The organism is Kitasatospora sp. NPDC058046, from assembly GCF_042885595.1.
In the GTDB taxonomy this organism is placed as follows: Bacteria; Actinomycetota; Actinomycetes; order Streptomycetales; family Streptomycetaceae; genus Kitasatospora.
This window is the reverse complement of the sequence record NZ_JBHVRS010000004.1, coordinates 39295-61998: the sequence shown is the minus strand read 5'-3', so window position 1 is coordinate 61998 and position 22704 is coordinate 39295. Positions and strand designations below refer to the sequence as shown.

At 73.7% G+C, this 22704-nt stretch carries 24 protein-coding genes; 16 read left to right on the top strand and 8 right to left on the bottom strand.

The window, feature by feature from the left end; all coding sequences use genetic code 11:
- Positions 1 to 41: 41 nt before the first annotated feature.
- Entirely contained in the window at positions 42 to 257 is a 216-nt protein-coding gene (locus ACFVU7_RS10000) for a hypothetical protein (RefSeq protein WP_049655953.1), read from the top strand.
- Positions 258 to 323: 66 nt separating this feature from the next.
- On the opposite strand, the gene ACFVU7_RS09995 is transcribed toward ACFVU7_RS10000, so the two are convergent.
- The gene (locus ACFVU7_RS09995) at positions 324 to 890 is read right to left on the bottom strand and encodes a hypothetical protein (RefSeq protein ID WP_049655963.1); all 567 of its coding nucleotides are present in this window, start codon (positions 888 to 890) and stop codon (positions 324 to 326) included.
- 154 nt (positions 891 to 1044) lie between these two features.
- On the opposite strand from ACFVU7_RS09995, the gene tsaB reads away from it, so the two are divergent.
- The 5 genes from tsaB (at position 1045) to ACFVU7_RS09970 (ending at position 4555) form a co-directional block, all read left to right on the top strand.
- Positions 1045 to 1719 (top strand): tRNA (adenosine(37)-N6)-threonylcarbamoyltransferase complex dimerization subunit type 1 TsaB, encoded by a 675-nt coding sequence (tsaB, locus tag ACFVU7_RS09990; protein ID WP_380775144.1) that lies wholly within the window; start codon positions 1045 to 1047, stop codon positions 1717 to 1719.
- A 23-nt stretch (positions 1720 to 1742) separates the two neighbouring features.
- A complete protein-coding gene (rimI, locus tag ACFVU7_RS09985; protein ID WP_049655961.1) occupies positions 1743 to 2231 on the top strand; it encodes a ribosomal protein S18-alanine N-acetyltransferase in 489 nt (162 codons plus the stop codon).
- Positions 2224 to 3315: a tRNA (adenosine(37)-N6)-threonylcarbamoyltransferase complex transferase subunit TsaD gene (gene tsaD, locus ACFVU7_RS09980; RefSeq protein ID WP_049655951.1), complete on the top strand. Its 1092-nt coding sequence runs from the start codon at positions 2224 to 2226 to the stop codon at positions 3313 to 3315. The genes rimI and tsaD overlap by 8 nt, the downstream gene beginning before the upstream one ends.
- A complete protein-coding gene (locus ACFVU7_RS09975) occupies positions 3312 to 3572 on the top strand; it encodes a hypothetical protein (protein WP_074003950.1) in 261 nt (86 codons plus the stop codon). Before tsaD ends, ACFVU7_RS09975 begins: the two co-directional genes overlap by 4 nt.
- An 80-nt stretch (positions 3573 to 3652) precedes the next feature.
- Complete coding sequence (locus ACFVU7_RS09970; protein WP_388044859.1) at positions 3653 to 4555, top strand: polysaccharide deacetylase family protein; 903 nt, start codon at positions 3653 to 3655, stop codon at positions 4553 to 4555.
- 45 nt (positions 4556 to 4600) lie between these two features.
- On the opposite strand, the gene ACFVU7_RS09965 is transcribed toward ACFVU7_RS09970, so the two are convergent.
- The 4 genes from ACFVU7_RS09965 to ACFVU7_RS09950 are packed head-to-tail and all read right to left on the bottom strand — an operon-like array spanning position 4601 to position 6803.
- Positions 4601 to 5767: an SAM-dependent methyltransferase gene (locus ACFVU7_RS09965; protein ID WP_388044858.1), complete on the bottom strand. Its 1167-nt coding sequence runs from the start codon at positions 5765 to 5767 to the stop codon at positions 4601 to 4603.
- 57 nt (positions 5768 to 5824) lie between these two features.
- Positions 5825 to 6154 (bottom strand): hypothetical protein, encoded by a 330-nt coding sequence (locus tag ACFVU7_RS09960; RefSeq protein WP_074003948.1) that lies wholly within the window; start codon positions 6152 to 6154, stop codon positions 5825 to 5827.
- Positions 6151 to 6477, bottom strand: a complete 327-nt coding sequence (locus ACFVU7_RS09955) for a hypothetical protein (protein ID WP_388044857.1) — start codon at positions 6475 to 6477, stop codon at positions 6151 to 6153. The genes ACFVU7_RS09960 and ACFVU7_RS09955 overlap by 4 nt, the downstream gene beginning before the upstream one ends.
- Positions 6468 to 6803, bottom strand: a complete 336-nt coding sequence (locus ACFVU7_RS09950) for a hypothetical protein (protein ID WP_143204610.1) — start codon at positions 6801 to 6803, stop codon at positions 6468 to 6470. The genes ACFVU7_RS09955 and ACFVU7_RS09950 overlap by 10 nt, the downstream gene beginning before the upstream one ends.
- Positions 6804 to 7053: 250 nt before the next feature.
- Between ACFVU7_RS09950 and groES the strand changes: the two genes are divergently transcribed.
- From groES to ACFVU7_RS09935, 3 genes are all read left to right on the top strand, one after another.
- Positions 7054 to 7359, top strand: coding sequence for a co-chaperone GroES (gene groES, locus ACFVU7_RS09945; RefSeq protein WP_049654366.1), 306 nt, complete (start codon positions 7054 to 7056; stop codon positions 7357 to 7359).
- A gap of 115 nt (positions 7360 to 7474) precedes the next feature.
- Complete coding sequence (groL, locus tag ACFVU7_RS09940) at positions 7475 to 9100, top strand: chaperonin GroEL (protein WP_049654364.1); 1626 nt, start codon at positions 7475 to 7477, stop codon at positions 9098 to 9100.
- A 143-nt stretch (positions 9101 to 9243) separates the two neighbouring features.
- Positions 9244 to 10242, top strand: a complete 999-nt coding sequence (locus ACFVU7_RS09935) for a LysR family transcriptional regulator (protein ID WP_074003946.1) — start codon at positions 9244 to 9246, stop codon at positions 10240 to 10242.
- Between the two features lie 99 nt (positions 10243 to 10341).
- On the opposite strand, the gene ACFVU7_RS09930 is transcribed toward ACFVU7_RS09935, so the two are convergent.
- Positions 10342 to 10668 carry a WhiB family transcriptional regulator gene (locus ACFVU7_RS09930; protein ID WP_049654358.1) on the bottom strand — a complete coding sequence of 109 codons (327 nt, stop codon included), beginning with the start codon at positions 10666 to 10668 and terminating at the stop codon, positions 10342 to 10344.
- A 563-nt stretch (positions 10669 to 11231) separates the two neighbouring features.
- Between ACFVU7_RS09930 and ACFVU7_RS09925 the strand changes: the two genes are divergently transcribed.
- The 4 genes from ACFVU7_RS09925 to ACFVU7_RS09910 all read left to right on the top strand — a co-directional run bounded on the left by ACFVU7_RS09925 (position 11232) and on the right by ACFVU7_RS09910 (position 15964).
- Entirely contained in the window at positions 11232 to 11843 is a 612-nt protein-coding gene (locus ACFVU7_RS09925) for a response regulator transcription factor (protein ID WP_014136228.1), read from the top strand.
- A 335-nt stretch (positions 11844 to 12178) separates the two neighbouring features.
- Entirely contained in the window at positions 12179 to 12895 is a 717-nt protein-coding gene (gene shbA / locus ACFVU7_RS09920; RefSeq protein ID WP_074003945.1) for an RNA polymerase sigma factor ShbA, read from the top strand.
- A 278-nt stretch (positions 12896 to 13173) separates the two neighbouring features.
- The gene (gene guaB, locus ACFVU7_RS09915) at positions 13174 to 14676 is read left to right on the top strand and encodes an IMP dehydrogenase (RefSeq protein ID WP_049654355.1); all 1503 of its coding nucleotides are present in this window, start codon (positions 13174 to 13176) and stop codon (positions 14674 to 14676) included.
- 160 nt (positions 14677 to 14836) lie between these two features.
- The gene (locus ACFVU7_RS09910) at positions 14837 to 15964 is read left to right on the top strand and encodes a GuaB3 family IMP dehydrogenase-related protein (RefSeq protein WP_049654353.1); all 1128 of its coding nucleotides are present in this window, start codon (positions 14837 to 14839) and stop codon (positions 15962 to 15964) included.
- A gap of 103 nt (positions 15965 to 16067) precedes the next feature.
- On the opposite strand, the gene ACFVU7_RS09905 is transcribed toward ACFVU7_RS09910, so the two are convergent.
- On the bottom strand, positions 16068 to 16631 hold the full coding sequence (locus ACFVU7_RS09905) for a hypothetical protein (RefSeq protein WP_387829514.1): 564 nt from the start codon (positions 16629 to 16631) through the stop codon (positions 16068 to 16070).
- Positions 16632 to 16883: 252 nt separating this feature from the next.
- Here ACFVU7_RS09905 and ACFVU7_RS09900 point away from each other — a divergent pair, with 252 nt between their 5' ends.
- Positions 16884 to 18872 carry a protein kinase gene (locus tag ACFVU7_RS09900; protein ID WP_388044856.1) on the top strand — a complete coding sequence of 663 codons (1989 nt, stop codon included), beginning with the start codon at positions 16884 to 16886 and terminating at the stop codon, positions 18870 to 18872.
- 11 nt (positions 18873 to 18883) lie between these two features.
- On the opposite strand, the gene ACFVU7_RS09895 is transcribed toward ACFVU7_RS09900, so the two are convergent.
- Entirely contained in the window at positions 18884 to 19417 is a 534-nt protein-coding gene (locus ACFVU7_RS09895) for an SHOCT domain-containing protein (protein ID WP_074003941.1), read from the bottom strand.
- Between the two features lie 116 nt (positions 19418 to 19533).
- Between ACFVU7_RS09895 and ACFVU7_RS09890 the strand changes: the two genes are divergently transcribed.
- Together ACFVU7_RS09890 and ACFVU7_RS09885 are read left to right on the top strand one after the other, a co-directional pair.
- Positions 19534 to 20664 (top strand): protein kinase, encoded by a 1131-nt coding sequence (locus ACFVU7_RS09890; RefSeq protein WP_079272376.1) that lies wholly within the window; start codon positions 19534 to 19536, stop codon positions 20662 to 20664.
- A 161-nt stretch (positions 20665 to 20825) separates the two neighbouring features.
- Complete coding sequence (locus tag ACFVU7_RS09885; RefSeq protein ID WP_387829519.1) at positions 20826 to 22619, top strand: serine/threonine-protein kinase; 1794 nt, start codon at positions 20826 to 20828, stop codon at positions 22617 to 22619.
- The last annotated feature ends 85 nt before the right edge of the window (positions 22620 to 22704 follow it).

Sequence of the window (22704 nt, the reverse complement as noted above, 5' to 3'; positions counted from 1 at the left end):
GATGGGTGCTGCGGTTAGGTCTGCCTAACTAGGGAGGCGCCATGTCGAGCACCACCCCCGCCCCGCAGCGCGCGGTCACCGCCGCCGGGGCCGGAGAGTCCGCCCGTCGGGTTCCGGGAGAGCCGATGCGGGCGCTGCTGGCCGCCTGCGCGGCCGCCGAGGCGGTGTCCACACCGCCCGGACCGCGCCCCCGGCAGGACGGACCGCGGCCCGGACACGACGAACGGCCCGAGGCGCGGACGCCCCGGGCCGCCTGAGGCCGCTCCTCCCGAACCCGAACCCGAATTCGAACCCGAATCCGGGCCGCCCGGTCCCGTCCGGGCTCAGGCGATCACGACCACCTTGGTGTCCTTCGGCGCGAAGTCCCAGAGCAACTGCCCCTCGGCGCGGCCGCTGCGGATGCCGCCGGTCTTGGCGCTCGGGTCGGTGGTCGGCGTCGCGCCGTCCACCGCCGCGCTGAAGCCGAACACCACGCCGTTCTGCTGCGCGAAGCGCACCACGTGCTCGATCTGCTTGCCGTCCGTCCCGGTGGTGGTCGGGGTGCGGCTGTACACCGCGTAGCTGCCCGGGGCCGGCTCGACCGAGCCCGGGGTGACCGGGAAGGCGGCCGCGACCTGCGGGCTCTTCTTCGGGTCGACCAGCCAGACGTAGTGGCTGCCGACCGAGTACACCACCCGGGTGCCGGTGCCCGAGGTGGCCGGCAGCGGGGGGACGGTCGGGGTGGCCGCGGCGGTGGGCGCCGCGGCGGTGGCCGTGCCGGTCGCCGTGGTGGTGGCGGTGGGCTTGGGGCCGCCGGCCCGGTCCTGGGCGCCGTTGGCCTGGAAGGCCAGCAGGCTCACCACCGCCAGGGCCCCCAGGGTCAACCCCGTGACCACCACTCCAGGACCCATCTTCGCCACGTTGCCGCTCCCGCCGCCGTCCCTTTACGTACGGCCCCATCGTGCCAGGTTCATCCGCGCGGGTCGCAGTGCCTCGGATCTGTGTTCCCGCCTGGTACACCCTGCCGATCGGCCGGTCGGCCCAACGTCGGTCTAACCTTGACCCGTGCTGCTGCTCGCGTTCGACACCGCTACCCCCGCCGTCACCGCCGCCGTCCACGACGGCACGGCCGTCCTCGCCGAGACCCACCAGGTCGACGCCAGGCGCCACGGCGAACTGCTGCTGCCCGCGATCGACCAGGTGCTGCGGGCCGCCGGGGTGGACAAGCACCGGCTGACCGGCATCGCGGTCGGCGTCGGCCCCGGCCCGTACACCGGCCTGCGGGTCGGCCTGGTGACCGCCGCCGCGCTCGGCCACGCCCTCGGGCTGCCGGTGCACGGCGTCTGCACGCTGGACGCGATCGCCTTCCAGGCCCGCGCCGAGGGCCTGGCCGGGCAGCCGTTCACGGCCGCCACCGACGCGCGCCGCAAGGAGGTCTACTGGGCCTCGTACGACGCCGAGGGCCGCCGCACCGAGGGCCCCGCCGTGGACCGCCCGGCCGAGCTGACCCCGCAGCCGCGCTCCGTCGGCGCCGGCGCGCTGCTCTACCCCGACGCCTTCCCGGGCGGGCACGGCCCCGAGCACGTCTCGGCCGGCGCCCTGGCCGGCTTCGCCGCCGCCGAGCTGGCCGCCGGGCGCGAGCTGCTGCCCAACCACCCGCTGTACCTGCGCCGCCCGGACGCCCAGGTCCCCGCGGCCTACAAGAACGTTCTGGGAGGCAAGGCGGTGCTCCCGGCGTGAACCACGGCACCACCCTGCGCCCGATGCGCTGGTGGGACATCGCGCCGGTGCTGGAGCTGGAGCTGCGGCTCTTCCCCGAGGACGCCTGGTCCGCCGGGATGTTCTGGTCCGAACTGGCCGAGTCCCACCCCGGCGGCACCCGCCACTACACCGTCGCGGCCGCCCCGGACGGCAGGATCGTCGGCTACGCCGGACTGATGGCGATCGCCGGCGAGGGCGACGTCCAGACCATCGCCGTCGACGAGCGCCACCAGGGCGCCGGCCTCGGCACGGCGCTGCTCACCGACCTGATCCGGGAGGCCGCCCGGCGCGAGTGCGCCGAGCTGCTGCTGGAGGTGCGGGTGGACAACCCGCGCGCCCAGCGGCTGTACGAGCGCCACGGCTTCGAACCGGTGGGCATCCGGCGCGGCTACTACCAGCCCGCCAACGTCGACGCGCTGGTGATGCGCCTCGACCACCCGAGCACTGACAGCACTGACCCGAAGGACATTGAGGACACCCGCCATGGCTGACGAACCGCTCGTCCTCGGCATCGAGACCTCCTGCGACGAGACCGGCGTCGGCATCGTGCGCGGCACCACGCTGCTGGCCGACGCGGTCGCCTCCAGCGTCAACGACCACGCCCGCTTCGGCGGCGTCGTCCCGGAGATCGCCAGCCGCGCGCACCTGGAGGCGATGGTCCCGACCATCCAGCGCGCCCTGGACACCGCCGGGATCAAGGCGAGCGACCTGGACGGCATCGCCGTCACCGCCGGCCCCGGCCTGGCCGGCGCGCTGCTGGTCGGCGTCAGCGCCGCGAAGGCGTACGCCTGGGCGCTGGACAAGCCGCTGTACGGGGTCAACCACCTCGCCTCGCACATCTGCGTCGACCAGCTGGAGCACGGCCGGCTGCCCTCGCCGACGATGGCCCTGCTGGTCTCCGGCGGACACTCCTCGCTGCTGCTCAGCGAGGACATCACCAGCGACGTCCGCCCGCTCGGCGCGACCATCGACGACGCGGCCGGCGAGGCCTTCGACAAGGTCGCCCGGGTGCTCGGCCTCGGCTTCCCCGGCGGCCCGATCGTCGACCGCACGGCCCGCGAGGGCGACCCGAAGGCGATCGCCTTCCCGCGCGGGCTGAGCGGCCGCAACGACCCGGCGTACGACTTCTCCTTCTCCGGCCTGAAGACCGCCGTCGCCCGCTGGGTGGAGGCCAAGCGCCGGGCCGGCGAGGAGGTGCCGGTCGCCGACGTGGCGGCGTCCTTCCAGGAGGCGGTCACCGACGTGCTCACCCGCAAGGCCGTCAAGGCGTGCAAGGACAACGGCGTCGACCACCTGATGATCGGCGGCGGCGTGGCGGCCAACTCGCGGCTGCGCGAGATGGCCCAGCAGCGCTGCGACCGGGCCGGCATCCGGCTGCGGGTGCCCCGGCCGGGCCTGTGCACCGACAACGGCGCGATGGTCGCGGCGCTGGGCGCCGAGATGGTGTGGCGCGACCGCACGCCGTCCGCCCTCGACCTGTCGGCGGACTCCTCGCTGCCGGTGACCGAGACCCACGTGCCCCACACGGACTTCCACGGCCAGGCCTACGACGCCCTCGGCGGCGGCGCGGCATGACCGTCGCCGCGATGTGGGAGGCCCGGGCGGCGACCGGCCGGGGCGACGAACTCGCCGCCTGGGTACGGGAGTCGGTGCTGCCCGCGGTCCGCGGCTCGGCCGGTCTGGAGCGCCTCGAACTGCTCTCCGCCCCGGGCGAGCGGGTGCTGCTGATCACCTGGTGGAACGGCGAGCCGGTGCCCGTCGCCGACCCGCCGGCCGGGCTGCTCGGCCGTCCGGTGCACCGCTGGTCCTTCACCAGCGAGCACGTCGAGTAGCCCCTGGCCGGGAACCGCCGCGGCGGTCGGTACCGTGCATAGCTGAGAGAAGGCTGGACGGGAACCGGGAGCGCGCAGCGGTGATCAGGCGGAGCAGGACCAGGACGTACGGGGTGGGGGCGCTGGCCCTGCTGGCCTTCGCCACCGCGTGCGGGGACAACGGGGGCGGTGGCGGTGCCGCCCCCGCCGCCACGACGGCGGCGGCCACGCCCCGGCCCACCGGCGCGGCGCCGACCAGCGCCTCCGCGCCCCCTTCGGCGGGCGCCCCGGCGGGCGCCGACGCGGCGGCCTGGGCCAAGTGGAACCTCACCCCGCTCGCCCCCGCCCCGGCGCCGCCCGCCGACAAGCCGATCAAGCTCGAACGGACCGGCCCCGTACCGGTGTTCAGCGATGTGAAGACCAGCGACAAGGTCGTCTTCATCACCATCGACGACGGCGCCGAGAAGGACCCGAAGTTCGTCGAGATGCTCACCGACCTCAAGGTGCCGATCTCGATGTTCCTGACGAAGGACATCGTCAAGAACGACTACGGCTACTTCAAGCCGCTCCAGGCCCTGGGCAACCACATCCAGAACCACACCGTGGACCACCCGGTGATGAGCAAGCTGTCGGCCGACAAGCAGAAGGCCGAGATCTGCGACGACCAGGCCGCGCTCACCCAGCAGTACGGCACCGCCCCGCTGCTGTTCCGCCCGCCGTTCGGCGACGGCGCCAACACCCCGGTGCTCAACACCTCGGTGCAGCAGTGCGGCCCGCGCGCGATCGTGCTCTGGCGCGAGTCGATGCAGATCCACGACATGCAGTACCAGGCCGCGGACAAGAAGCTGAAGCCCGGCGACATCGTCCTGGCGCACTTCCGCGGCCCCAAGGAGCTCAAGGGCGCCACGATGACCCAGATGTTCGGCGACCTGCTGGCCCGGATCCAGGAGCAGGGCTTCTCGGTGGCCCGGCTGGAGGACTACATCCAGGCGCCCGCCTCGTAGCCCGGTCCCGGTCCCGGCGCCGTGGGCCGGGCCGCCGCGCCGGGGTCAGACCGGCTGTCCCAGCATCATCAGCGGCCCGTTGTCGGTGCGGCTGAGGATCACCGTGACGGTGTTCGGCCCGGAGGGCTTGAGCTGGCGGCGCAGCTCCTCCGGGGTGATCGCCATCCCGCGCTTCTTGATCACCACCGTGCCGACCGCCCGCTCGCGCAGCAGCGCCTTCAGCTTCTTGATGTTGAACGGCAGCACGTCGGTGAGCTCGAAGGCGTGCGCGAACGGCGTCGCGACCAGCTCGTCCGAGGTCAGGTAGGCGATCTTCGGGTCGATCAGCCGGCCGCCCACCTGCCCGGCCACCTCGGCCACCAGGTGGGCCCGGATCACCGCGCCGTCCGGCTCGTACAGGTAGCGCCCGACCGGGCCGGCCGGCGGGTCGGGCAGGTCGCCGCCGGTCAGGGTGGCGCCGTGCGGCAGCAGGGTGGCGCGGTGCGGGCTGGTGGCCCTGGTGCCGAACCAGAGCACCGCCTCCTTGACGTCGCCGTGGTCCGAGACCCACTCGGCCTCGGCGTCCTCCGGCACGGCCTCGTGCGGGATGCCCGGCGCGACCTTCAGCGCGCCGATCGGGGTCCGCCGGCCGGCCTCGATCGCCCAGGAGAGCGGCGGGGCGTACGCCTCCGGGTCGAACACCCGGCCGCGCGCGGTGCGCCGGGCCGGGTCGGTGAACACCGCGTCGTAGCCGGTGACGTCCACCTCGGCGACGTCCGCGCAGCGCACCTCGACCAGGTCGGCCAGGCCCAGCGCGGCCGCGTTGGCCGCGGTGGCGGCGCAGGCCGCCGGGTCCTTGTCGACGGCCAGCACCTCGATGCCGGCCCGGGCCAGCGCCAGCACGTCCCCGCCGATGCCGCAGCACAGGTCCGCCAGCCGCCGTACGCCCAGGTCGGCGAACCGCCGGGCCCGCCACTCGGCCACGCTGCGCCGGGTGGACTGCTCGACCCCGTTGGGCGTGAAGTACATCAGGTCGGCGTCCGCCCCGAACTTCGCCCGCGCCCGCTGCCGCAGCCGCGCCTGCCCGAACGCGGCCGACACCAGCTCCGCCGGGTGCTCCCGCCGCAGGCGGGTCGCCAGCGCGAGCTCCTCCTCGGGGGTGAACTCGCGCAGCTCGGCGAGCAGGGCCTGGCCCTCGGGGGTCAGCAGCGGCTGGAGGTTCTCGGTGTCCACGGGGCCATTCTCGCGGGTCGGCCGGGTGGCCGGTCGGCCGGAGCGGCCGCGCGGCGTTCACCGGCCGATGACGGGGACGTCGGAGGTCAGCCAGAACACCAGCGGCATCAGCGGCGCGGCCGCCAGCGCGGCGTACGGGGTGATCCGGTACCCGAGCCGCCGGGTGCCCCGGCCGGTCAGTGCCAGCAGGACGAGCATCACCACGACGCCGAAGACGTCCAGGGCCTCCACCCCGGGGCCGTACAGGACGAGCAGCTTCAGCCAGTTGAGCACGAACGACCCGGCGGACGCCGCCGCGACGGCCCCGGCGACCACCACCGCGGCGAGCACCAGGTCCGGCGCCCAGTGGACCGGCGGCCGCCCGGGCGCGCCGTGGGGCCGGCTCACCGGAGCCACCCCGCGCCGGCGAGGGCGGTCAGCAGGGCGGGGCTGACCGCGGCGGCGACCGGGGTGATCCGGTAGCCCCGCCGGTGGGTGTACCGGGCCACCGCCACGACCGGGACGAGCAGCAGCGCGGCCGCGGCGCCCCGGGCCGCCCAGCCGCCGATCGCGGGGTGGGCCTCCAGCGCGAGCGCGGCCAGGAAGGCCGCGATCCAGCCGAACCCCAGCAGCGAGGCGGCCCCCAGGACCGTCAGCAGCGCGAGCAGCAGGTCCGTCGGACGGCCGACCGGGCGCAGCGGGTCGGCGAGCGGCAGCCGGTTCACCGCCACAGCACGCCCGAGGAGAGGACCGCCGGCAGCGCGAACGGGGCGAGCCCGGCGGCGACCGGGAGGAGCCGGTAGCCGGACCGCCGGCTGCGGAAGGCCACCACGAGGCCCGCCGCTAGGGCGACCACCGGGGCGGCCAGCATCCCGATGCCCAGGAAGGCCCACCCGCGCCCGTCCCCGTCGTCCCCGTAGCCGGGGATGGTGCCGAGGCAGGCGACGAGGAGGAAGGCGACGAACGGCAGCACGCCCCCCAGCAGGGGCAGCGACAGCAGGGCGAGGGCGGCGTCCTTGGGCCGGGACGGGCCGATGCGCACCGGGATCGAGGTCATGGCAGGAGTCTGGCGGGGCCGGGCCCGGTCGTACATGAGTACGGCTACTCATTCGCGAACCGGGGACTTCCGGGACTCGCCGTTGGCACTCTGGTTGACTGAGTGCTAACACGGCCCTATGGTCATCCTTGGCACTCACCACTAGGGGAGTGCTAACGCGACGACGTGTGTCTGACCCCCGCGACGGCAGGCCCGCAGGATCGCCCCTACCCGTTAGAAAACCCCGTAATCTCCGAAGGGGAGCTCGGACGTGACCACCAGCAGCAAGGTTGCCATCAAGCCGCTCGAGGACCGCATCGTGGTCCAGCCGCTCGACGCCGAGACCACCACGGCCTCCGGCCTGGTTATCCCGGACACCGCCAAGGAGAAGCCCCAGGAGGGCGTCGTCCTGGCCGTCGGCCCGGGCCGCTTCGAGGACGGTCAGCGTCTGCCGCTCGACCTCGCCGTCGGCGACATCGTCCTGTACTCGAAGTACGGCGGCACCGAGGTGAAGTACAAGGGCGAGGAGTACCTCGTCCTCTCGGCCCGCGACGTTCTCGCGGTCATCGAGAAGTAAGACGTACCGACCCGCCCCGGATCCGTGTCCCAGTGACAGGGGCCCGGGGCGTGGTTGTTGGTTCACGTAGTTCGGCGGCCGGTGGGCCGGCCGCAGCCCCGAGGGAATAGGGAACATGGCGAAGATCCTGCAGTTCGACGAGGACGCCCGCCGCTCGCTGGAGCGCGGTGTCAACAAGCTGGCCGACACCGTCAAGGTGACCATCGGCCCCAAGGGCCGCAACGTCGTCATCGACAAGAAGTTCGGCGCCCCGACCATCACCAACGACGGTGTCACCATCGCCCGCGAGGTCGAGCTGGACGACCCGTACGAGAACCTTGGCGCGCAGCTCGTCAAGGAGGTCGCCACCAAGACCAACGACGTCGCGGGTGACGGCACCACGACCGCCACCGTGCTGGCCCAGGCCCTGGTCAACGAGGGTCTGCGCAACGTCGCCGCCGGTGCCGGCCCGGCCGCCCTGAAGAAGGGCATCGACAAGGCCGTCGCCGCGGTCTCCGAGCACCTGCTGTCCGTCGCCCGCGAGATCGAGGGCAAGGACGACGTCGCCGCCGTCGCCTCCCTCTCCGCGCAGGACACCCAGGTCGGCGAGCTGATCGCCGAGGCGATCGACAAGGTCGGCAAGGACGGTGTCATCACCGTCGAGGAGTCGAACACCTTCGGCGTGGAGCTGGACTTCACCGAGGGCATGCAGTTCGACAAGGGCTACCTGTCGCCGTACTTCGTCACCGACGCCGAGCGCCAGGAAGCGGTCCTCGAGGACCCGTACATCCTGATCAACCAGGGCAAGATCTCCTCCATCCAGGAGCTGCTGCCGCTGCTGGAGAAGATCCTCCAGGGCGGTGCCTCCAAGCCGCTGCTGATCATCGCCGAGGACGTCGACGGCGAGGCGCTGTCGACCCTGGTCGTGAACAAGATCCGTGGCACCTTCAACGCCGTCGCCGTCAAGGCCCCGGGCTTCGGCGACCGCCGCAAGGCGATCCTCGGCGACCTGGCCGTCCTGACCGGTGGCCAGGTCATCTCCGAGGAGGTCGGCCTCAAGCTCGACCAGGTCGGCCTGGACGTGCTGGGCACCGCCCGCCGCGTGACCATCACCAAGGACGAGACCACGGTCGTCGACGGTGCCGGTGACTCCGAGGCCGTCGCCGGCCGCGTCGCCCAGATCAAGGGCGAGATCGCCGCGACCGACTCCGACTGGGACCGCGAGAAGCTGCAGGAGCGCCTGGCCAAGCTGGCCGGCGGCGTCTGCGTCATCAAGGTCGGCGCCGCCACCGAGGTGGAGCTGAAGGAGCGCAAGCACCGCCTGGAGGACGCCATCTCGGCGACCCGCGCCGCGGTCGAGGAGGGCATCGTCGCCGGCGGTGGCGCCTCCCTGGTCCACGCCGCCAAGGTGCTGGACGAGGGCCTGGGCCTGTCGGGTGACGAGGCCACCGGTGTCGCCGTGGTCCGCAAGGCGCTGCACGAGCCGCTGCGCTGGATCGCCCAGAACGCCGGCCTGGAGGGCTACGTCATCACCTCCAAGGTCGCCGAGCTGGAGATCGGCCAGGGCTACAACGCCGCCACCGGCGAGTACGGCGACCTGGTGAAGGCCGGCGTCATCGACCCGGTCAAGGTCACCCGCTCCGCCCTGGAGAACGCCGCCTCGATCGCCTCCCTGCTTCTCACCACCGAGACCCTCGTGGTGGAGAAGAAGGAGGAGGAGGCCGACAACGGTCACGGCCACGGCCACGGCCACTCGCACTGAGGCTCCGACGCCTGACCGGAGGCCCGGTCCGCTCCCCCCGGGGGGAGCGGACCGGGCCTCCGGCGTTCCGTCCGAGGTTCCGCTTGAGGCTTCAACTATCAGCAGAATTTTGCAGAATGCAAAGATTGCCTTATAACTAAGGCATGATCGAGGCCCGCCATCTGCGCGTTCTGCGTGCCGTCGCCCGCACCGGCTCCTTCTCCGCCGCCGCCCGCGAGCTGGGGTGTACGCAGCCCGCCATCAGTCAGCAGATGAAGGCCCTGGAGAAGTCGGTGGACACCCCGCTGGTGGTCCGCTCGGGCCGCGGGATGCAGCTCAGCGAGGCCGGCCGGGTCCTGCTCAAGCATGCCACCGGAATCCTGGCCGGGCTCTCCGCCGCCGAGGAGGAGGTGGCCGCGATCGCCGGGCTGCGGGCCGGACGGGTGCGGCTGGTCTCCTTCCCGACCGCGAGCTCCACCCTGGTGCCGCCCGCGGTCGCCCGCCTGCGGGACAGCCATCCGGGGGTGCGCGTGTCGCTGGTCGAGGCCGAGCCGCCGGAGTCGCTGGCGATGCTGCGCGGCGGCGAGTGCGAGATCGCGCTGGCCTTCCGCTACCCGCAGTCCGACGGCGCCGTCGCGCTTCCGGCGCCCGCCCACGGCACGCCGCGCGAGGCCCGGGCCGAGGCCAACCTGGAGGCGCAGCAGCTGACCGCCGGGACCGACTGGTCCGACCTGGTGGTCACCCCGCTGCTGGACGACCCGCTGGTGGGCGTGCTGCCGGCCGGCCATCCGCTGGCCGGGCGGGGCGGGGCGGTGGGGCTGGCCGAGCTGGCGGAGGAGCAGTGGATCGCCGGCTGCCCGCAGTGCCGGGGGCACCTGGTGGAGCTGTGCACCGGGGCGGGCTTCGAGCCGCGGATCGACTTCGCGACGGACGACTACCCGGCGGTGGTCGGCCTGGTGGCGGCCGGTCTCGGGGTGGCGGTGCTGCCCCGGCTGGCGCTGCGGTCGGTGCGTCCTGACGGCGTGTCGACGGTGCCGGTGCGGACGGCCTCCGGGGCGCCCGCGGTGCGCCAGGTGGTCGCGCTGACCCTCCCGGACCTGGCCGAGGTGCCGGCCGTGGCGCTGATGCTGGAGCGGCTGGCGGGGGCGGCCGCCGACCGCTGACGCTGGGTGACGGGGCTGCCCGGGCCCGGTACGTACGGTGAGCCAGAAGACTGAAGCGCCGCGAAGAAACGTTTCTTCACGGCGCTCAAGGAGACGGGTCTACCGCTGGGCGACCGCCGGCGGGGCCAGCGGAACCTCGACCAGTCGGTGCCGCGAGCGCCCCAGCATCTCCTCGCGTTCGTCCTCGGTCATCCCGCCCCACACGCCGTACGGCTCGCGGACCGCCAGCGCGTGCGCCGCGCACTCGGCGATCACCGGGCAGCGCATGCAGACCTCCTTGGCGCTGGCCTCGCGCGAACTGCGCGCCGCCCCGCGCTCGCCCTCGGGGTGGAAGAAGAGCGAGCTGTCCACGCCACGGCAGGCTGCGGAGAGCTGCCAGTCCCAGAGGTCCGCGTTGGGACCGGGGAGGCGGGAGAAATCTGCCATGGCTCATTCCCTTCAGAGGCTGTCGGCCGTCGGCCGGGCGTTCGGCGGGGCTGCTGCCGAGCGGTGCGGCGGGGCTTCGATGCACTGGTGTGGACACCTGGAAATATGACTTAAGGCAACTCCATGGACAAGTCACCCACACACTGGCACAACAGTCAATGACCATACGAAAGCTATAAAAACGGGCATAGTGGGCAAGGGGCTCCAGCGGGCGCGGACGTGGCAATCGGGTGGTCGACGGGCGCGCGGGGTGCCGAATCGATGTGCGGGTCGTACGCCGACCGCGCGCGAGCTGCGCAAAAGAGCGGCGTGTGCACCGCGATGCGGCTGATCGGTAATGGGTTGGCCACGTACAGTGGTGGAGATGGCCCCGAAGGCCGTAACTCATTCGAGTGACGGTCGTTGGAAGTGCGGAGGCGGTTAGCGGGCGCCGGACGTCGGGAACGATCGCGGGCAGGTTGGGGCGATCACCGCGGAGTCCGTCGCCGATCGGCCGTGTCGTAGAGGTTCGTACCAGCCAGGAGGCTCAACGTGACGCGGATCAGCTGCGGAGGACGACGGTCATGACTTCCGTTCTCGTTTGCGACGATTCCCCGCTCGCCCGCGAGGCGCTTCGCCGCGCGGTCGCGACCGTACCCGGTGTGGACCGGGTCACCACCGCGACGAACGGGGAGGAGGTCCTCCGCCGCTGGGTGGCCGACCGCTCCGATCTCGTTCTGATGGACGTCCGGATGCCCGGCCTCGGCGGGGTCGAGACGGTCCGGCGGCTGCTGTCCGCCGACCCGGGCGCGCGGATCATCATGCTCACCGTCGCCGAGGACCTCGACGGGGTCGCGCTCGCGGTGGCCGCGGGCGCCCGCGGGTACCTGCACAAGGACGCCTCGCGCGCCGAGCTGCGGGCCACCGTCACCCAGGCCCTCGCCGACCCGACCTGGCGGCTCGCCCCCCGCCGGCTGCGCAGCCCCGACATGGGCGCGGCGCCCACCCTGACGGCGCGTGAGATCCAGGTGCTGGAGGGCATGAGCCACGGCCGCAGCAACGCCGAGATCGGCCGCGAGCTGTTCCTCTCCGAGGACACCGTGAAGACCCACGCCCGACGGCTGTTCAAGAAGCTCGGGGCCTCCGACCGGGCGCACGCGGTGGCGCTGGGCTTCCGCTGGGGCCTGGTCCGCTGACCACCGGCGGCGCCGCCGGTTGCGGCGTGCCGCCGGAGGTTCCCGGAGCGGGCGCCGCACGGGCGTGTGACGTTACGGTCCCGAGGTTGCACCATGGAGGAGTGGAGCACCTCGGGGACCAGCGGACAGGCACTGCGGCGAACCACGCAGCCGCAGGACACTCGGCGGACGGCGCGACGGACGGGACCGCCGACGGCGGCGGGGCGGGAGGCGGCACGGTGCAGGAGGGGCCGGTGGTGCGCGGGACGCCGGACGGTGCCGCAGCGCATAACGTTCCGGTGCACAACTCCGGACGCGGTGCCGCGTTTTCCCGCTCGACCAGGCACCATGGACCGATGCGCGACGACGTCGCCGGTGCGACCGGCCAGGCGGACCCGGTGGAGGCCGAGCCCTCCGGTCCGGGCCACGGTCCGTCGTACGCCGAACCCGGCGGTTCCGCCGGTGGGACCGGGCCGGGCCGCCGGCCGGTGCTCGGCACGGGCGGCTCGCCGCTGGTGGGCGAACTGGTCGCGGCCGCGGTGCGCGGCGAGAACCCGGCGATCGACGCGCTGCTCGCCTACGTCCACCCGCTGGCGCTGCGGTACTGCCGCGCCAAGCTGGTCCGGCTGCCCGGCGGGGCCCGCCACCACGTGGACGACGTCGCGCAGGAGGTCTGCGTGGCGGTGCTCTGCGCACTGCCCCGGTACAAGGACCAGGGGCGCCCGTTCGAGGCCTTCGTGTACGGGATCGCCGCGCACAAGATCGCCGATCTCCAGCGGGCCGCGATGCGCGGGCCCGGCTCGACCGTCGTGCCGCAGGACGACCTGCCGGAGGTGCCGGACGAGGCGCTCGGCCCGGAGGAGCAGGCGCTGCTGAGCAGCGACGCGGCCTGGGCGAAGGAGCTGCTCTCCAACCTGCCGGCCCGTCAGCGCGAGCTGGTGCTGCTGCGGGTGGCCGCCGGGCTGTCGGCGGAGGAGACCGGCGAGGTGCTCGGGATGTCACCGGGTGCCGTCCGGGTGGCCCAGCACCGGGCGCTCAGCCGGCTGCGGGCGCTCGCGGAGGAGTCCTCCTGACCACTCCTCCCGTTGCGTGCCGTTTCCGCCGGTTGCGGGCGGAATGATCCACGGGGCGGGGTTGTTGTCAAGGGCACACGAGGACACATTCGCGGTGCCAGTACCATGGGGTATCGGCGCCTGGGCGGGTTGCCAAAGTTTGACGGGTGCGCGCGGGGTCCCCTTGGAGGATCCTCCTATTCGTACCCGGCTTCGGCGGTCTGCGCGAGTGAGCGATGAATGCGCCCCCACCCTCAGGGCGTGAGCGGATTAGGCCGGCCACGGAAGGTACCCCCCAAATGTCTTACAACGCCGCAGGCGTACCCGAGAAGTTCGCCATGCTCGGGCTCACGTACGACGACGTCCTGCTGCTGCCCGGGGCCTCCGAGGTGCTGCCGAACCAGGTGGACACCTCCTCCCGGGTCTCCCGGAACGTGCGCGTCAACATCCCGCTGCTGTCCGCGGCGATGGACAAGGTCACCGAGTCGCGCATGGCCATCGCGATGGCCCGCCAGGGCGGCGTCGGCGTGCTGCACCGCAACCTCTCGGTCGAGGACCAGGCCAACCAGGTCGACCTGGTGAAGCGGTCCGAGTCCGGCATGGTCACCGACCCGATCACGGTCGGCCCGGAGACCACCCTGGGCGAGGCCGACGCGCTGTGCGCCAAGTTCCGCATCTCCGGCGTGCCGATCGCCGACGAGGCGGGCAAGCTGCTCGGCATCGTCACCAACCGCGACATGGCCTTCGAGTCGGACCGCACCCGCCAGGTCCGCGAGATCATGACCCCGATGCCGCTGATCACCGGCAAGGTCGGCATCTCCGGCGTGGACGCGATGGCCCTGCTGCGCCGCCACAAGATCGAGAAGCTGCCGCTGGTCGACGACGAGGGCCGGATCAAGGGCCTGATCACCGTCAAGGACTTCGTCAAGGCCGAGCAGTACCCGAACGCCGCCAAGGACGCCGAGGGCCGGCTGCTGGTCGGCGCCGCCGTCGGTGCCAGCGCCGAGGCGTTCGACCGGGCCCAGGCCCTGGTCGAGGCCGGTGCGGACTTCCTGGTGGTGGACACCTCGCACGGCCACAGCCACAACGCGCTGGCCTGGATCGCGAAGATCAAGTCGGCCGTCGGGATCGACGTGGTCGGCGGCAACGTGGCCACCCGGGACGGCGCCCAGGCGCTGATCGACGCCGGCGTGGACGGCGTCAAGGTCGGCGTCGGCCCCGGCTCCATCTGCACCACCCGCGTGGTCGCCGGCATCGGCGTCCCGCAGGTCACCGCCATCTACGAGGCCGCCCAGGCCTGCCTGGCGGCCGGCGTGCCGGTCATCGGCGACGGCGGCCTGCAGTACTCGGGCGACATCGGCAAGGCGCTGGCCGCCGGTGCCGACACCGTGATGCTCGGCTCGCTGCTGGCCGGCTGCGAGGAGTCCCCGGGCGAGCTGATGTTCATCAACGGCAAGCAGTTCAAGTCCTACCGCGGCATGGGCTCGCTGGGCGCCATGCAGTCCCGCGGCCAGGGCCGCTCGTACTCCAAGGACCGCTACTTCCAGGCCGAGGTGGCCTCGGACGACAAGCTCGTCCCCGAGGGCATCGAGGGCCAGGTGCCCTACCGCGGCCCGCTGTCGGCCGTGCTGCACCAGCTGGTCGGCGGTCTGCGCCAGACCATGGGCTACGTCGGCGCCGCCACCGTCGCCGAGATGGAGAGCAAGGGCCGCTTCGTCCGGATCACCTCGGCGGGCCTCAAGGAGAGCCACCCGCACGACATCCAGATGACCGTCGAGGCGCCGAACTACTCGGCCCGCTGAGCCACCGGCCACCGAGGGGCCCGCTGCCGCACCGCGGCGGCGGGCCCCTGCCGGTGCGCCCGGGCGCGGGCCGTCGGGGCGGGACCAGCGGCAGTACGGGATACTGGGGGGCGGCCGGGGTGACCCGGCGGGCATGAGCAACAAAGCAGAAGGGCTCGAAGTGACTGAGATCGAGATCGGGCGAGGCAAGCGCGGCCGACGGGCGTACGCCTTCGACGACATCGCCGTCGTCCCCAGCCGCCGGACCCGGGACCCGAAGGAGGTCTCGATCGCCTGGCAGATCGACGCCTACCGCTTCGAGCTGCCGTTCCTGGCCGCCCCGATGGACAGCGTGGTCTCGCCGCAGCAGGCCATCCAGATCGGCCGCCTCGGCGGTCTGGGCGTGCTGAACCTCGAAGGCCTGTGGACCCGCTACGAGGACCCGCAGCCGCTGCTGGACGAGATCGCCGCGATCACCGACGAGTCCACCGCGACCCGCCGGCTCCAGGAGATCTACGCCGCGCCGATCCGCGCCGAGCTGATCAAGCAGCGGATCCAGGAGGTCCGCGACTCCGGCGTGGTCACCGCCGCCGCGCTCTCGCCGCAGCGCACCGCCGAGTTCTCCAAGGCCGTGGTGGACGCCGGCGTCGACGTCTTCGTCATCCGCGGCACCACCGTCTCGGCCGAGCACGTCTCCAGCGCCGCCGAGCCGCTCAACCTCAAGCAGTTCATCTACGAGCTGGACGTCCCGGTGATCGTCGGCGGCTGCGCCACGTACACCGCGGCCCTGCACCTGATGCGGACCGGTGCCGCCGGTGTGCTGGTCGGCTTCGGCGGCGGCGCCGCCCACACCACGCGGAACGTCCTGGGCATCCAGGTGCCGATGGCCACCGCCGTGGCCGACGTGGCGGCCGCCCGTCGCGACTACATGGACGAGTCCGGTGGCCGCTACGTGCACGTCATCGCGGACGGCGGCGTCGGCTACAGCGGGGACATCCCGAAGGCCGTGGCCTGCGGCGCGGACGCGGTCATGATCGGTGCCGCGCTGGCGCGGGCGACGGACGCCCCGGGCAAGGGGATCCACTGGGGGATGGAGGCCGTCCACGAGGAGCTGCCGCGCGGCAAGCGCGTGGACCTCGGGACCGTCGGCACCACCGAGGAGATCCTGACCGGGCCCTCGCACACGCCGGACGGGACCATGAACCTGTTCGGCGCGCTGCGTCGGGCGATGGCCACCACGGGCTACACGGAGCTCAAGGAGTTCCAGCGGGTCGAGGTCACCGTCAACCCGGCGCTCGACCACCGCTGAGTCCTGACCTGACCTGATCGAGGGGCCCCTGCCGGGTGACGGCGGGGGCCTTCTCCTTTTCCCGGTGCGGGAGGCGGGTGCGGTGCGGGGAGGGGGCGGGCGGTCAACTCCGCGTGGCGCTGCGGCGGGTGAGGAGGAACCCGCCGATGAGGGCGATGGCGTAGAAGGCGGCGTCGAGGGGGCGGAGGTCGGCGCGCCAGGCGGTGACGGTGTCGTGCAGCAGGCCGCCGGGGGTCGGGCCGTCGGCGTGGACGCGGCGGAGGTGCTCGATCAGCTGGCCGAGGAGCAGGGCGCCGGCGGCGAGGAGCGCGCCGAGCGGGGGGAGTAAGCGGCCCTGGCCGCCGAGCCGGCCGAGCGGGAGGGCGACCAGGCCGGCCGGGGCGATGGCCAGCCAGCCGAGGCTGTCGGCGGCGCGCAGCGGGGCGCTGCCGTAGGCGAGGCCGCCGAGGAGCATGGCGAGGAGGGCGAGGGAGACGGCCAGGGCGGTGCGGTGCCGGGGGGTGGTCCTGGGCGTGGGTTCGACGGGGTCGAAGCCGGCCACGGGGGCGCCGGGCATGCCCGGGGCGACGTAGCCCTCGGGGGAGACGGGGGGTGGTGCGACCGAGTAGTGCTGGGCGGTGTGCGGCCGGATCGATGGGCCGTCAGTGCCCGGTGCGGGTGCGGTCATGGGCGTCGAATCCCCCCGGAATACGATGAGCTGCCGAACGGTAGCAGTGGTCTGGACAGATCTTGGCGAGTTTTCGATCACAGATCGGGCACGGAGCGCCGCCTCCGTTCCGGTTCGTACCGGCTCGATGCGGGGGCCGGGTGGTCGCGGGCCCTCCGGACAGGAGATGATGGAGGCTTGGGCGTCCGGGCCCCAGGTCGGGCCGACGCGCCGTCACCACGACCGCCAGCAGCACATGGGGGAACGTTCCGAATGACCCAGGCGCAGGGTTCCACCGGCCGCCTCCTGGCCGGCCGCTACCGCCTGAACGGCGTGCTCGGGCGCGGCGGCATGGGCACCGTCTGGCGCGCCGAGGACGAGATGCTGGGCCGGACCGTCGCGGTCAAGGAACTGCGGATGAACGCCAGCGTCGACGAGGAGGAGAAGCACCGGCTGATCACCCGGACGCTGCGCGAGGCCAAGGCGACCGCGCGGATCCGGCACAGTTCGGCGGTGACCGTCTTCGACGTGGTCGACGAGGACGACCGGCCGTGGATCGTCATGGAGCTGGTCGAGTCCCGCTCGCTGGCCGACGTGGTCCGGGAGGACGGGCCGCTGGCCCCCGCCCGGGCGGCGGAGATCGCGCTCGACGTGCTGGGCGTGCTCAGCGCGGCGCACGCGCTCGGCATCCTGCACCGGGACGTCAAGCCGTCCAACGTGCTGATCGGCGAGGACGGCCGGGTCGTGCTCACCGACTTCGGCATCGCCAGCGTGGAGGGCGACGCCTCCGTCACCTCGACCGGGATGCTCGTCGGCGCGCCCTCGTACATCTCCCCGGAGCGGGCCCGCGGGCAGAAGCCCGGGCCGCCGGCCGACCTGTGGTCGCTGGGCGGCACGCTGTACGCGATGGTCGAGGGCCGGCCGCCCTACGACCGGGGCTCGGCGCTGGCCACGCTGACCGCGGTGATGACCGAGGACCTGATCGCGCCGGTGAACGCCGGGCCGCTGCAGCCGGTGATCGAGGGGCTGCTGGCGAAGGACCCGGCCGAGCGGCTGGACGCCTCGCAGACCCGGTCGATGCTCAAGCGGGTGGTCGCGGAGGCGACCGCGCGGGCCGAGTCCACCACCGAGCACGCGGTGCCGCTGGAGAAGCCGGCCGAGGAGCCGGAGCCGAAGGCCTCGAAGGCGTCGGGGCCGGCGGAGGCGTCGGACGCCGCGGAGCCGTCCGAGCCGTCGGCGTCGGCGTCGACCTCGGCGGAGTCCGCGGAGCCCTCGGAGTCTTCGCCGAAGGAGCCGGAGCAGGCCGGGAACGGCCGCAAGCGGTCGGTGGGCGGGCTGCTGGGGACGGTCCGGGTCGGGAGTCGGGCCCAGGACGCGGAGCCCGCCGGGACGCCGTCCGAGGAGCCGGGCGCGGAGCCGATCCGGCCGGTGACCAGCGAGTGGACGATGGGCGCGACCCAGGCGGCCGGGGCCGATCCGCGCACCGGCCGGCGACGGCTGGCCATCGCCACCGTGATCGTGGTGCTGCTGCTGATCGCGGGAGTGGTGGCGGTCGTCCGGATGGTCGGCACCGACGACAGCGGCGCGAACGGCGCGGCCTCGCAGAGCGCGGTCGCCACCTCGCCGGGGGCGACCGGTACCGAGCCGGTGCCGACGTCGGCACCGACGGGCGAACCCGCGCCCGCCCCGGCGCCCGCCCAGCCGACCGGCGACCCGGCCGCGGCGCCGGACGCGCCCGCGCAGTCCGCCGGTGCGCCGGCGGCTCCCGTCCAGCCCCCGGCGGCACCGGCGCAGCCCGCGCCGGCCGCGCCGGGTGCCGTGCCGGCCGGGTACCACGAGTACAAGGACCCGAGCGGCTTCTCCGTCGTGCTGCCGGACGGTCTGCAGCCGACCGGGTCGGACGCCAACCGGCGGATCTTCAAGAACGCGGCCGACGGCAGCCAGCTGCGGATCGAGTGGACCACGTCGCCCGGGGCGAGCGCGGTCGCGGACTGGCAGGAGTCGGAGCCGAACGTCCGCGGTCAGGTCAGCAACTACCAGCGGCTGAACCTGGCGGCGATCACCTACCGGCAGTGGACCAACGCGGCGGACTGGGAGTGGACCAACGGCACGCCCAGGATGCACTCGCTCAACCGCGGCTTCGTGACCGGGACCCCGCCCAAGTACGGGTACTCGATCTACTGGATAGTCCCGGACGCGGAGTGGGCCGCCCAGGCCCCGCTCCGGGACGTCGTCTTCAACAGCTTCCAGCCCGCGCCGTAGGGCGGCAGGTCCTAACCGATCAGGCGCTGCTTGGCGCGGGTGAACTCGTCCTCGGTGAGCGCACCGGAGGCGCGCAGGGCGGCCAGCCGTTCCAGCTGGCCGATGAGCTGCTCACCGGCGGACGCCTCGACCGGGGTGGCGGCGGGCCCGGCCTTCGGGGCGTTCCGGGCGGCCCGGGCGGAGGCCCGGAGCTGCTCGGCGAAGAACTCGGCCTTGGCCACGTCCTCGAAGCGGTGCGAGCCGCTGAGCGCCACCACCAGGAGCACTTCGCCGTTGAGCTTGGTGCGGGTCACGGTGACGTCGGTGACGGCGGCGAGCGGAACCGGGACCGGCGGCTTCCCGTCCTTCAGGAAGAGCAGCCGATGGGTGGTCAGCACGAGCACTCCCTTGCGGAAGTGGTCGGGGTGGCGCCCGGCGGTGGAGGCGACCGGCTTCTCGCCGTCGATGACGGTCGCCTCGACGGCGCGGACGGCCTCGGCCTGGTTGGCTTTGCTGCTGTTCCCGGATGCCTCGAAGGCGGTGTCGATCAGATCGGTCCAGTCCATGGGATCGAGCCTAGGGCCTGTCGTCGGACTCCCGTCGTTCGCCCGGAGGCGAGGGAGTTCGACGGCAGGCCCTGGGAGCCGCTCAGTAGGCTGCTCGGTGAGTGAGAGGAACTGGCATGCGAGGCGGCCCCGGTCAGTTGCTGGCGGGGCGGTACCGGCTGACGGACCGCCCCGAACCCTTGCGCGCCCAGGCGGTGGACGAGCGGACCGGTGAATCGGTGCTGCTGGGCGCCCTGGAGCTGCCGGGGGTGCTGACGGCGGGCCAGGATCCGGAGGCGGCCGCCGCGGCGCAGGCGGACCGGATGGTGCGCCGGGTGGCGGCGGTCGGTTCGACCGCGCCGGTCGCGCATCCGCGGCTGCTGCGCGGGGTCGGCGCGTTCGTCGAGGGCGAGCTGCTGTGGACGGTGGAGGAGCGGCCGGTCGGGCGGACGGTGGCCGAGCTGCTCGCCGAAGGGCCGCTGCCGCCGTACCGGGCGGCCGAGTTGGCGGCGGACCTGGCCGGGGCGCTGCGGGCGCTGCACGCGGCCGGGCTGACCCACGGCGCGCTGACCGCGGAGGCGGTGCTGGTCTGCGAGGACGGCGCGGCGATGCTCGGCGGGCTGCTCGCCGGGGTGGCCGAGGAGGCGCTGGCCGAGGAGCTCGGCGGGCCGGGCGGGCGGCGCCGGTACGAGGTGCGGGCGACCCTGGTCGGCCCGGTGGCGGAGCGTTGGCCGTTGGACGGCGGCCCGGCGGGCGACTGCTGGGCGCTCGGGGTGCTGGTGCACCGGCTGGTCACCGGCCGTTCGCCGTACCCGGAGCGGGACGTGCCGGAGCTGGTGACGGCCGTACGGGACGGGCGGCGGGAGCCCTCGGTGGTGTGCGGGCCGCTCGCGCCGCTGGTGGAGCGGCTGTTGCAGCCCGATCCGGTGCTGCGGCCGACGGCGGAGGCGGTGCGCGAGGAGCTGGCGGGGCTGCTGGCGGGGGCGCCGGAGCCGGTCGACGGGGAGGCGGAGGAGCGGAGCCGGGCCGCAGGGGGGCCGGTGCCGGTGCCGGAGACGCCGGCGGTGCCGCGCGGGCGCGGCGGGAGGGCCGTCGGCTCCAGGGCCGGGAGGAGTGCCCGAAAGGGCCGGAACGGTGGGGATTTGGGGGCAGGGAGCGGGGCGAAGCCGCCCCGGATACCCCCCTCCCTGTGGGGCCCGCTGCTGGTGGGCGGAGTGTTCGTGCTGCTGGTGCTGGGAATCGTCGCGGTGGTGCTGTTCGCAGGCTGACGGCCCGCCCGGATTCCGTTCCACCGGTCCGGGGGGTGGGCGTGATTACCGGGGGCGGCAAGGTGCGCCTAATGTGTGCGTGGGATTTGTTCGAACAGTGGTCTGCACCAGGCCCTCCGTCGCGGTGACGGCAGGCGGAATGTGTGGGGGAGCGGGCGCAGATGGGCGTGCAGGACCGGCCGGAGGCGGCCGAGGCGGAGCGTTTGCTGGCCGGGCGGTACGAGCTCGGCGAGCGGCTCGGCCGGGGCGGCATGGGCACCGTCTGGCGGGCCTGGGACCGGATGCTCGACCGGGAGGTCGCGGTCAAGGAGCTGACCGTCAACCACCTGCCCGAGGAGGACCTGCAGATCCTGCACACCCGGATGAAGCGCGAGGCCAGCGCGGCCGCGCGGATCAAGCACCCCGGTGTGATCACCGTGCACGACGTGCTGGAGCAGGACGGCCGGCCGTGGATCGTGATGGAGCTGGTCGACGGCCGCTCGCTGGCCGACGTGATCAGCCAGGACGGCACCCTGCAGCCGCGCGCCGCCGCCGAGGTCGGCAGCCAGGTGCTGGCCGCGCTGCACCGCGGCCACCAGCTGGGCGTGCTGCACCGGGACGTGAAGCCGGCCAACGTGCTGCTGGAGCGCGGCACCGGGCGGGTGGTGCTGCTGGACTTCGGCATCGCGAAGTACGAGGGCTCGACCGAGCTGACCCGGCCGGGCGACCTGGTCGGCTCGCCGGACTACCTGGCGCCGGAGCGCGCCCAGGGCGAGCGGCCCGGTCCCGCCTCCGACCTGTGGGGCCTCGGGGCGACGCTGTACGCGGCGGTCGAGGGCCAGTCGCCGTTCCGGCGGGACTCGCCGATCACCACGCTCGCCGCGGTGGTCGACGAGCCGCTGCCGGAGTCGCGGCGGGCCGGGCCGCTGGGGCCGGTGCTGGCCGCGCTGATGGCGAAGGACCCGGCCGAGCGGCCCACCGCGGACGAGGCGGCCGCGATGCTGGCCGAGGTGCGGGCCGGGCACACGATGGGCCTGAAGTCGGTCCCGTCGGTGCGTACGCCCACCCGGTCGGTGCCGGTGGTGGACCGCACCGAGGGCCCGGTGGCCGTGGCGGAGCCGGCCGAGGGCTCCGAGGAGCCGACCGAGCCGAAGGCCTCCGGGGCCGCCGTCCCCGCTGCCGCTGCTGTGCCCGCCGTCCCTGCGGTCGCCGCTGTTCCCGCCGCGCCCGTCCTCGCCGAACCGGACACCGCCGGGGGCGCGCAGGACGCTGCCCGGGCGCACACCGGTCCCGTCGCGCCGGTGTCGCACTCCATTGCGCCGGAGCGGGGACCGGCCAAGCGCCGCAACCTGCTGAAGATCGTCGGCATAGCGGTGGCCGTCGGCCTGCTGGCCGCCGCGGGCACCTTCCTGGTCACCCGGCACGTGGTCGGCGGCGACACCCCCGACGACCCGACGCCGACCGCCGCCGAGTCCACCGGACCGGAGCCCACCAGCGACGCCACCCCCGCGGCGGCGCCGCCCAGCGGCTACCACTGGGTCGACGACCCGGCCGGCTTCCGCTTCCCGCTGCCGAACGGCACCCCGTCCTGGCAGCGGATCAGCGCCGGGGACAACCAGATCTACTACAGCCCCGACGGCAAGGTGCACTACCTCCAGTTCGCCGTCACGGTCGGCCAGTCGGTCAAGCCGCTGGAGCACATGCGGCAGATGGAGGCCACCGTCGCCAAGTCGCTCAAGGACTACAAGCAGCACCGGATGGCCGGCACGGCGGTGAAGGGCCAGGAGGCGGCGGTCTGGGAGTTCAGCTACCTGGCCAAGGAGGGCGGCCGCCGGCGCGCGATCGAGACCGAGTTCATCAGCCAGGACGGCACCAGCTACGCGATCTACTCGTCCAGCCCGGACCGGGGCAACGAGTGGAACGAGGCCGAGCAGCGCTTCTACGCGGTGCTCAACAACTTCGCCCCGAGCCGCTGACCGGGTCGGGCGGGGGCGCCCGCTTTCGCCCGACTGCGGCAGATTCTTGTTACCGACGGGTACCGGACCGGCCGCCGAGCGCCTA

Excerpts from the sequence above, each read along its gene's own strand:
- ACFVU7_RS09935 (WP_074003946.1), top strand. The coding sequence starts at position 9,244 with ATGATCGAGGCCCGCCATCTGCGCGTTCTGCGTGCCGTCGCCCGCACC.
- tsaD (WP_049655951.1), top strand. The coding sequence starts at position 2,224 with ATGGCTGACGAACCGCTCGTCCTCGGCATCGAGACCTCCTGCGACGAG.
- ACFVU7_RS09950 (WP_143204610.1), bottom strand. The coding sequence starts at position 6,803 with ATGACCTCGATCCCGGTGCGCATCGGCCCGTCCCGGCCCAAGGACGCC.
- ACFVU7_RS09905 (WP_387829514.1), bottom strand. The coding sequence starts at position 16,631 with ATGACCGCACCCGCACCGGGCACTGACGGCCCATCGATCCGGCCGCAC.
- guaB (WP_049654355.1), top strand. The coding sequence starts at position 13,174 with ATGTCTTACAACGCCGCAGGCGTACCCGAGAAGTTCGCCATGCTCGGG.
- groL (WP_049654364.1), top strand. The coding sequence starts at position 7,475 with ATGGCGAAGATCCTGCAGTTCGACGAGGACGCCCGCCGCTCGCTGGAG.
- ACFVU7_RS10000 (WP_049655953.1), top strand. The coding sequence starts at position 42 with ATGTCGAGCACCACCCCCGCCCCGCAGCGCGCGGTCACCGCCGCCGGG.
- ACFVU7_RS09885 (WP_387829519.1), top strand. The coding sequence starts at position 20,826 with ATGGGCGTGCAGGACCGGCCGGAGGCGGCCGAGGCGGAGCGTTTGCTG.
- shbA (WP_074003945.1), top strand. The coding sequence starts at position 12,179 with ATGCGCGACGACGTCGCCGGTGCGACCGGCCAGGCGGACCCGGTGGAG.
- rimI (WP_049655961.1), top strand. The coding sequence starts at position 1,743 with ATGCGCTGGTGGGACATCGCGCCGGTGCTGGAGCTGGAGCTGCGGCTC.
- ACFVU7_RS09890 (WP_079272376.1), top strand. The coding sequence starts at position 19,534 with ATGCGAGGCGGCCCCGGTCAGTTGCTGGCGGGGCGGTACCGGCTGACG.
- ACFVU7_RS09995 (WP_049655963.1), bottom strand. The coding sequence starts at position 890 with ATGGGTCCTGGAGTGGTGGTCACGGGGTTGACCCTGGGGGCCCTGGCG.
- ACFVU7_RS09975 (WP_074003950.1), top strand. The coding sequence starts at position 3,312 with ATGACCGTCGCCGCGATGTGGGAGGCCCGGGCGGCGACCGGCCGGGGC.
- ACFVU7_RS09930 (WP_049654358.1), bottom strand. The coding sequence starts at position 10,668 with ATGGCAGATTTCTCCCGCCTCCCCGGTCCCAACGCGGACCTCTGGGAC.
- ACFVU7_RS09925 (WP_014136228.1), top strand. The coding sequence starts at position 11,232 with ATGACTTCCGTTCTCGTTTGCGACGATTCCCCGCTCGCCCGCGAGGCG.
- ACFVU7_RS09895 (WP_074003941.1), bottom strand. The coding sequence starts at position 19,417 with ATGGACTGGACCGATCTGATCGACACCGCCTTCGAGGCATCCGGGAAC.
- ACFVU7_RS09900 (WP_388044856.1), top strand. The coding sequence starts at position 16,884 with ATGACCCAGGCGCAGGGTTCCACCGGCCGCCTCCTGGCCGGCCGCTAC.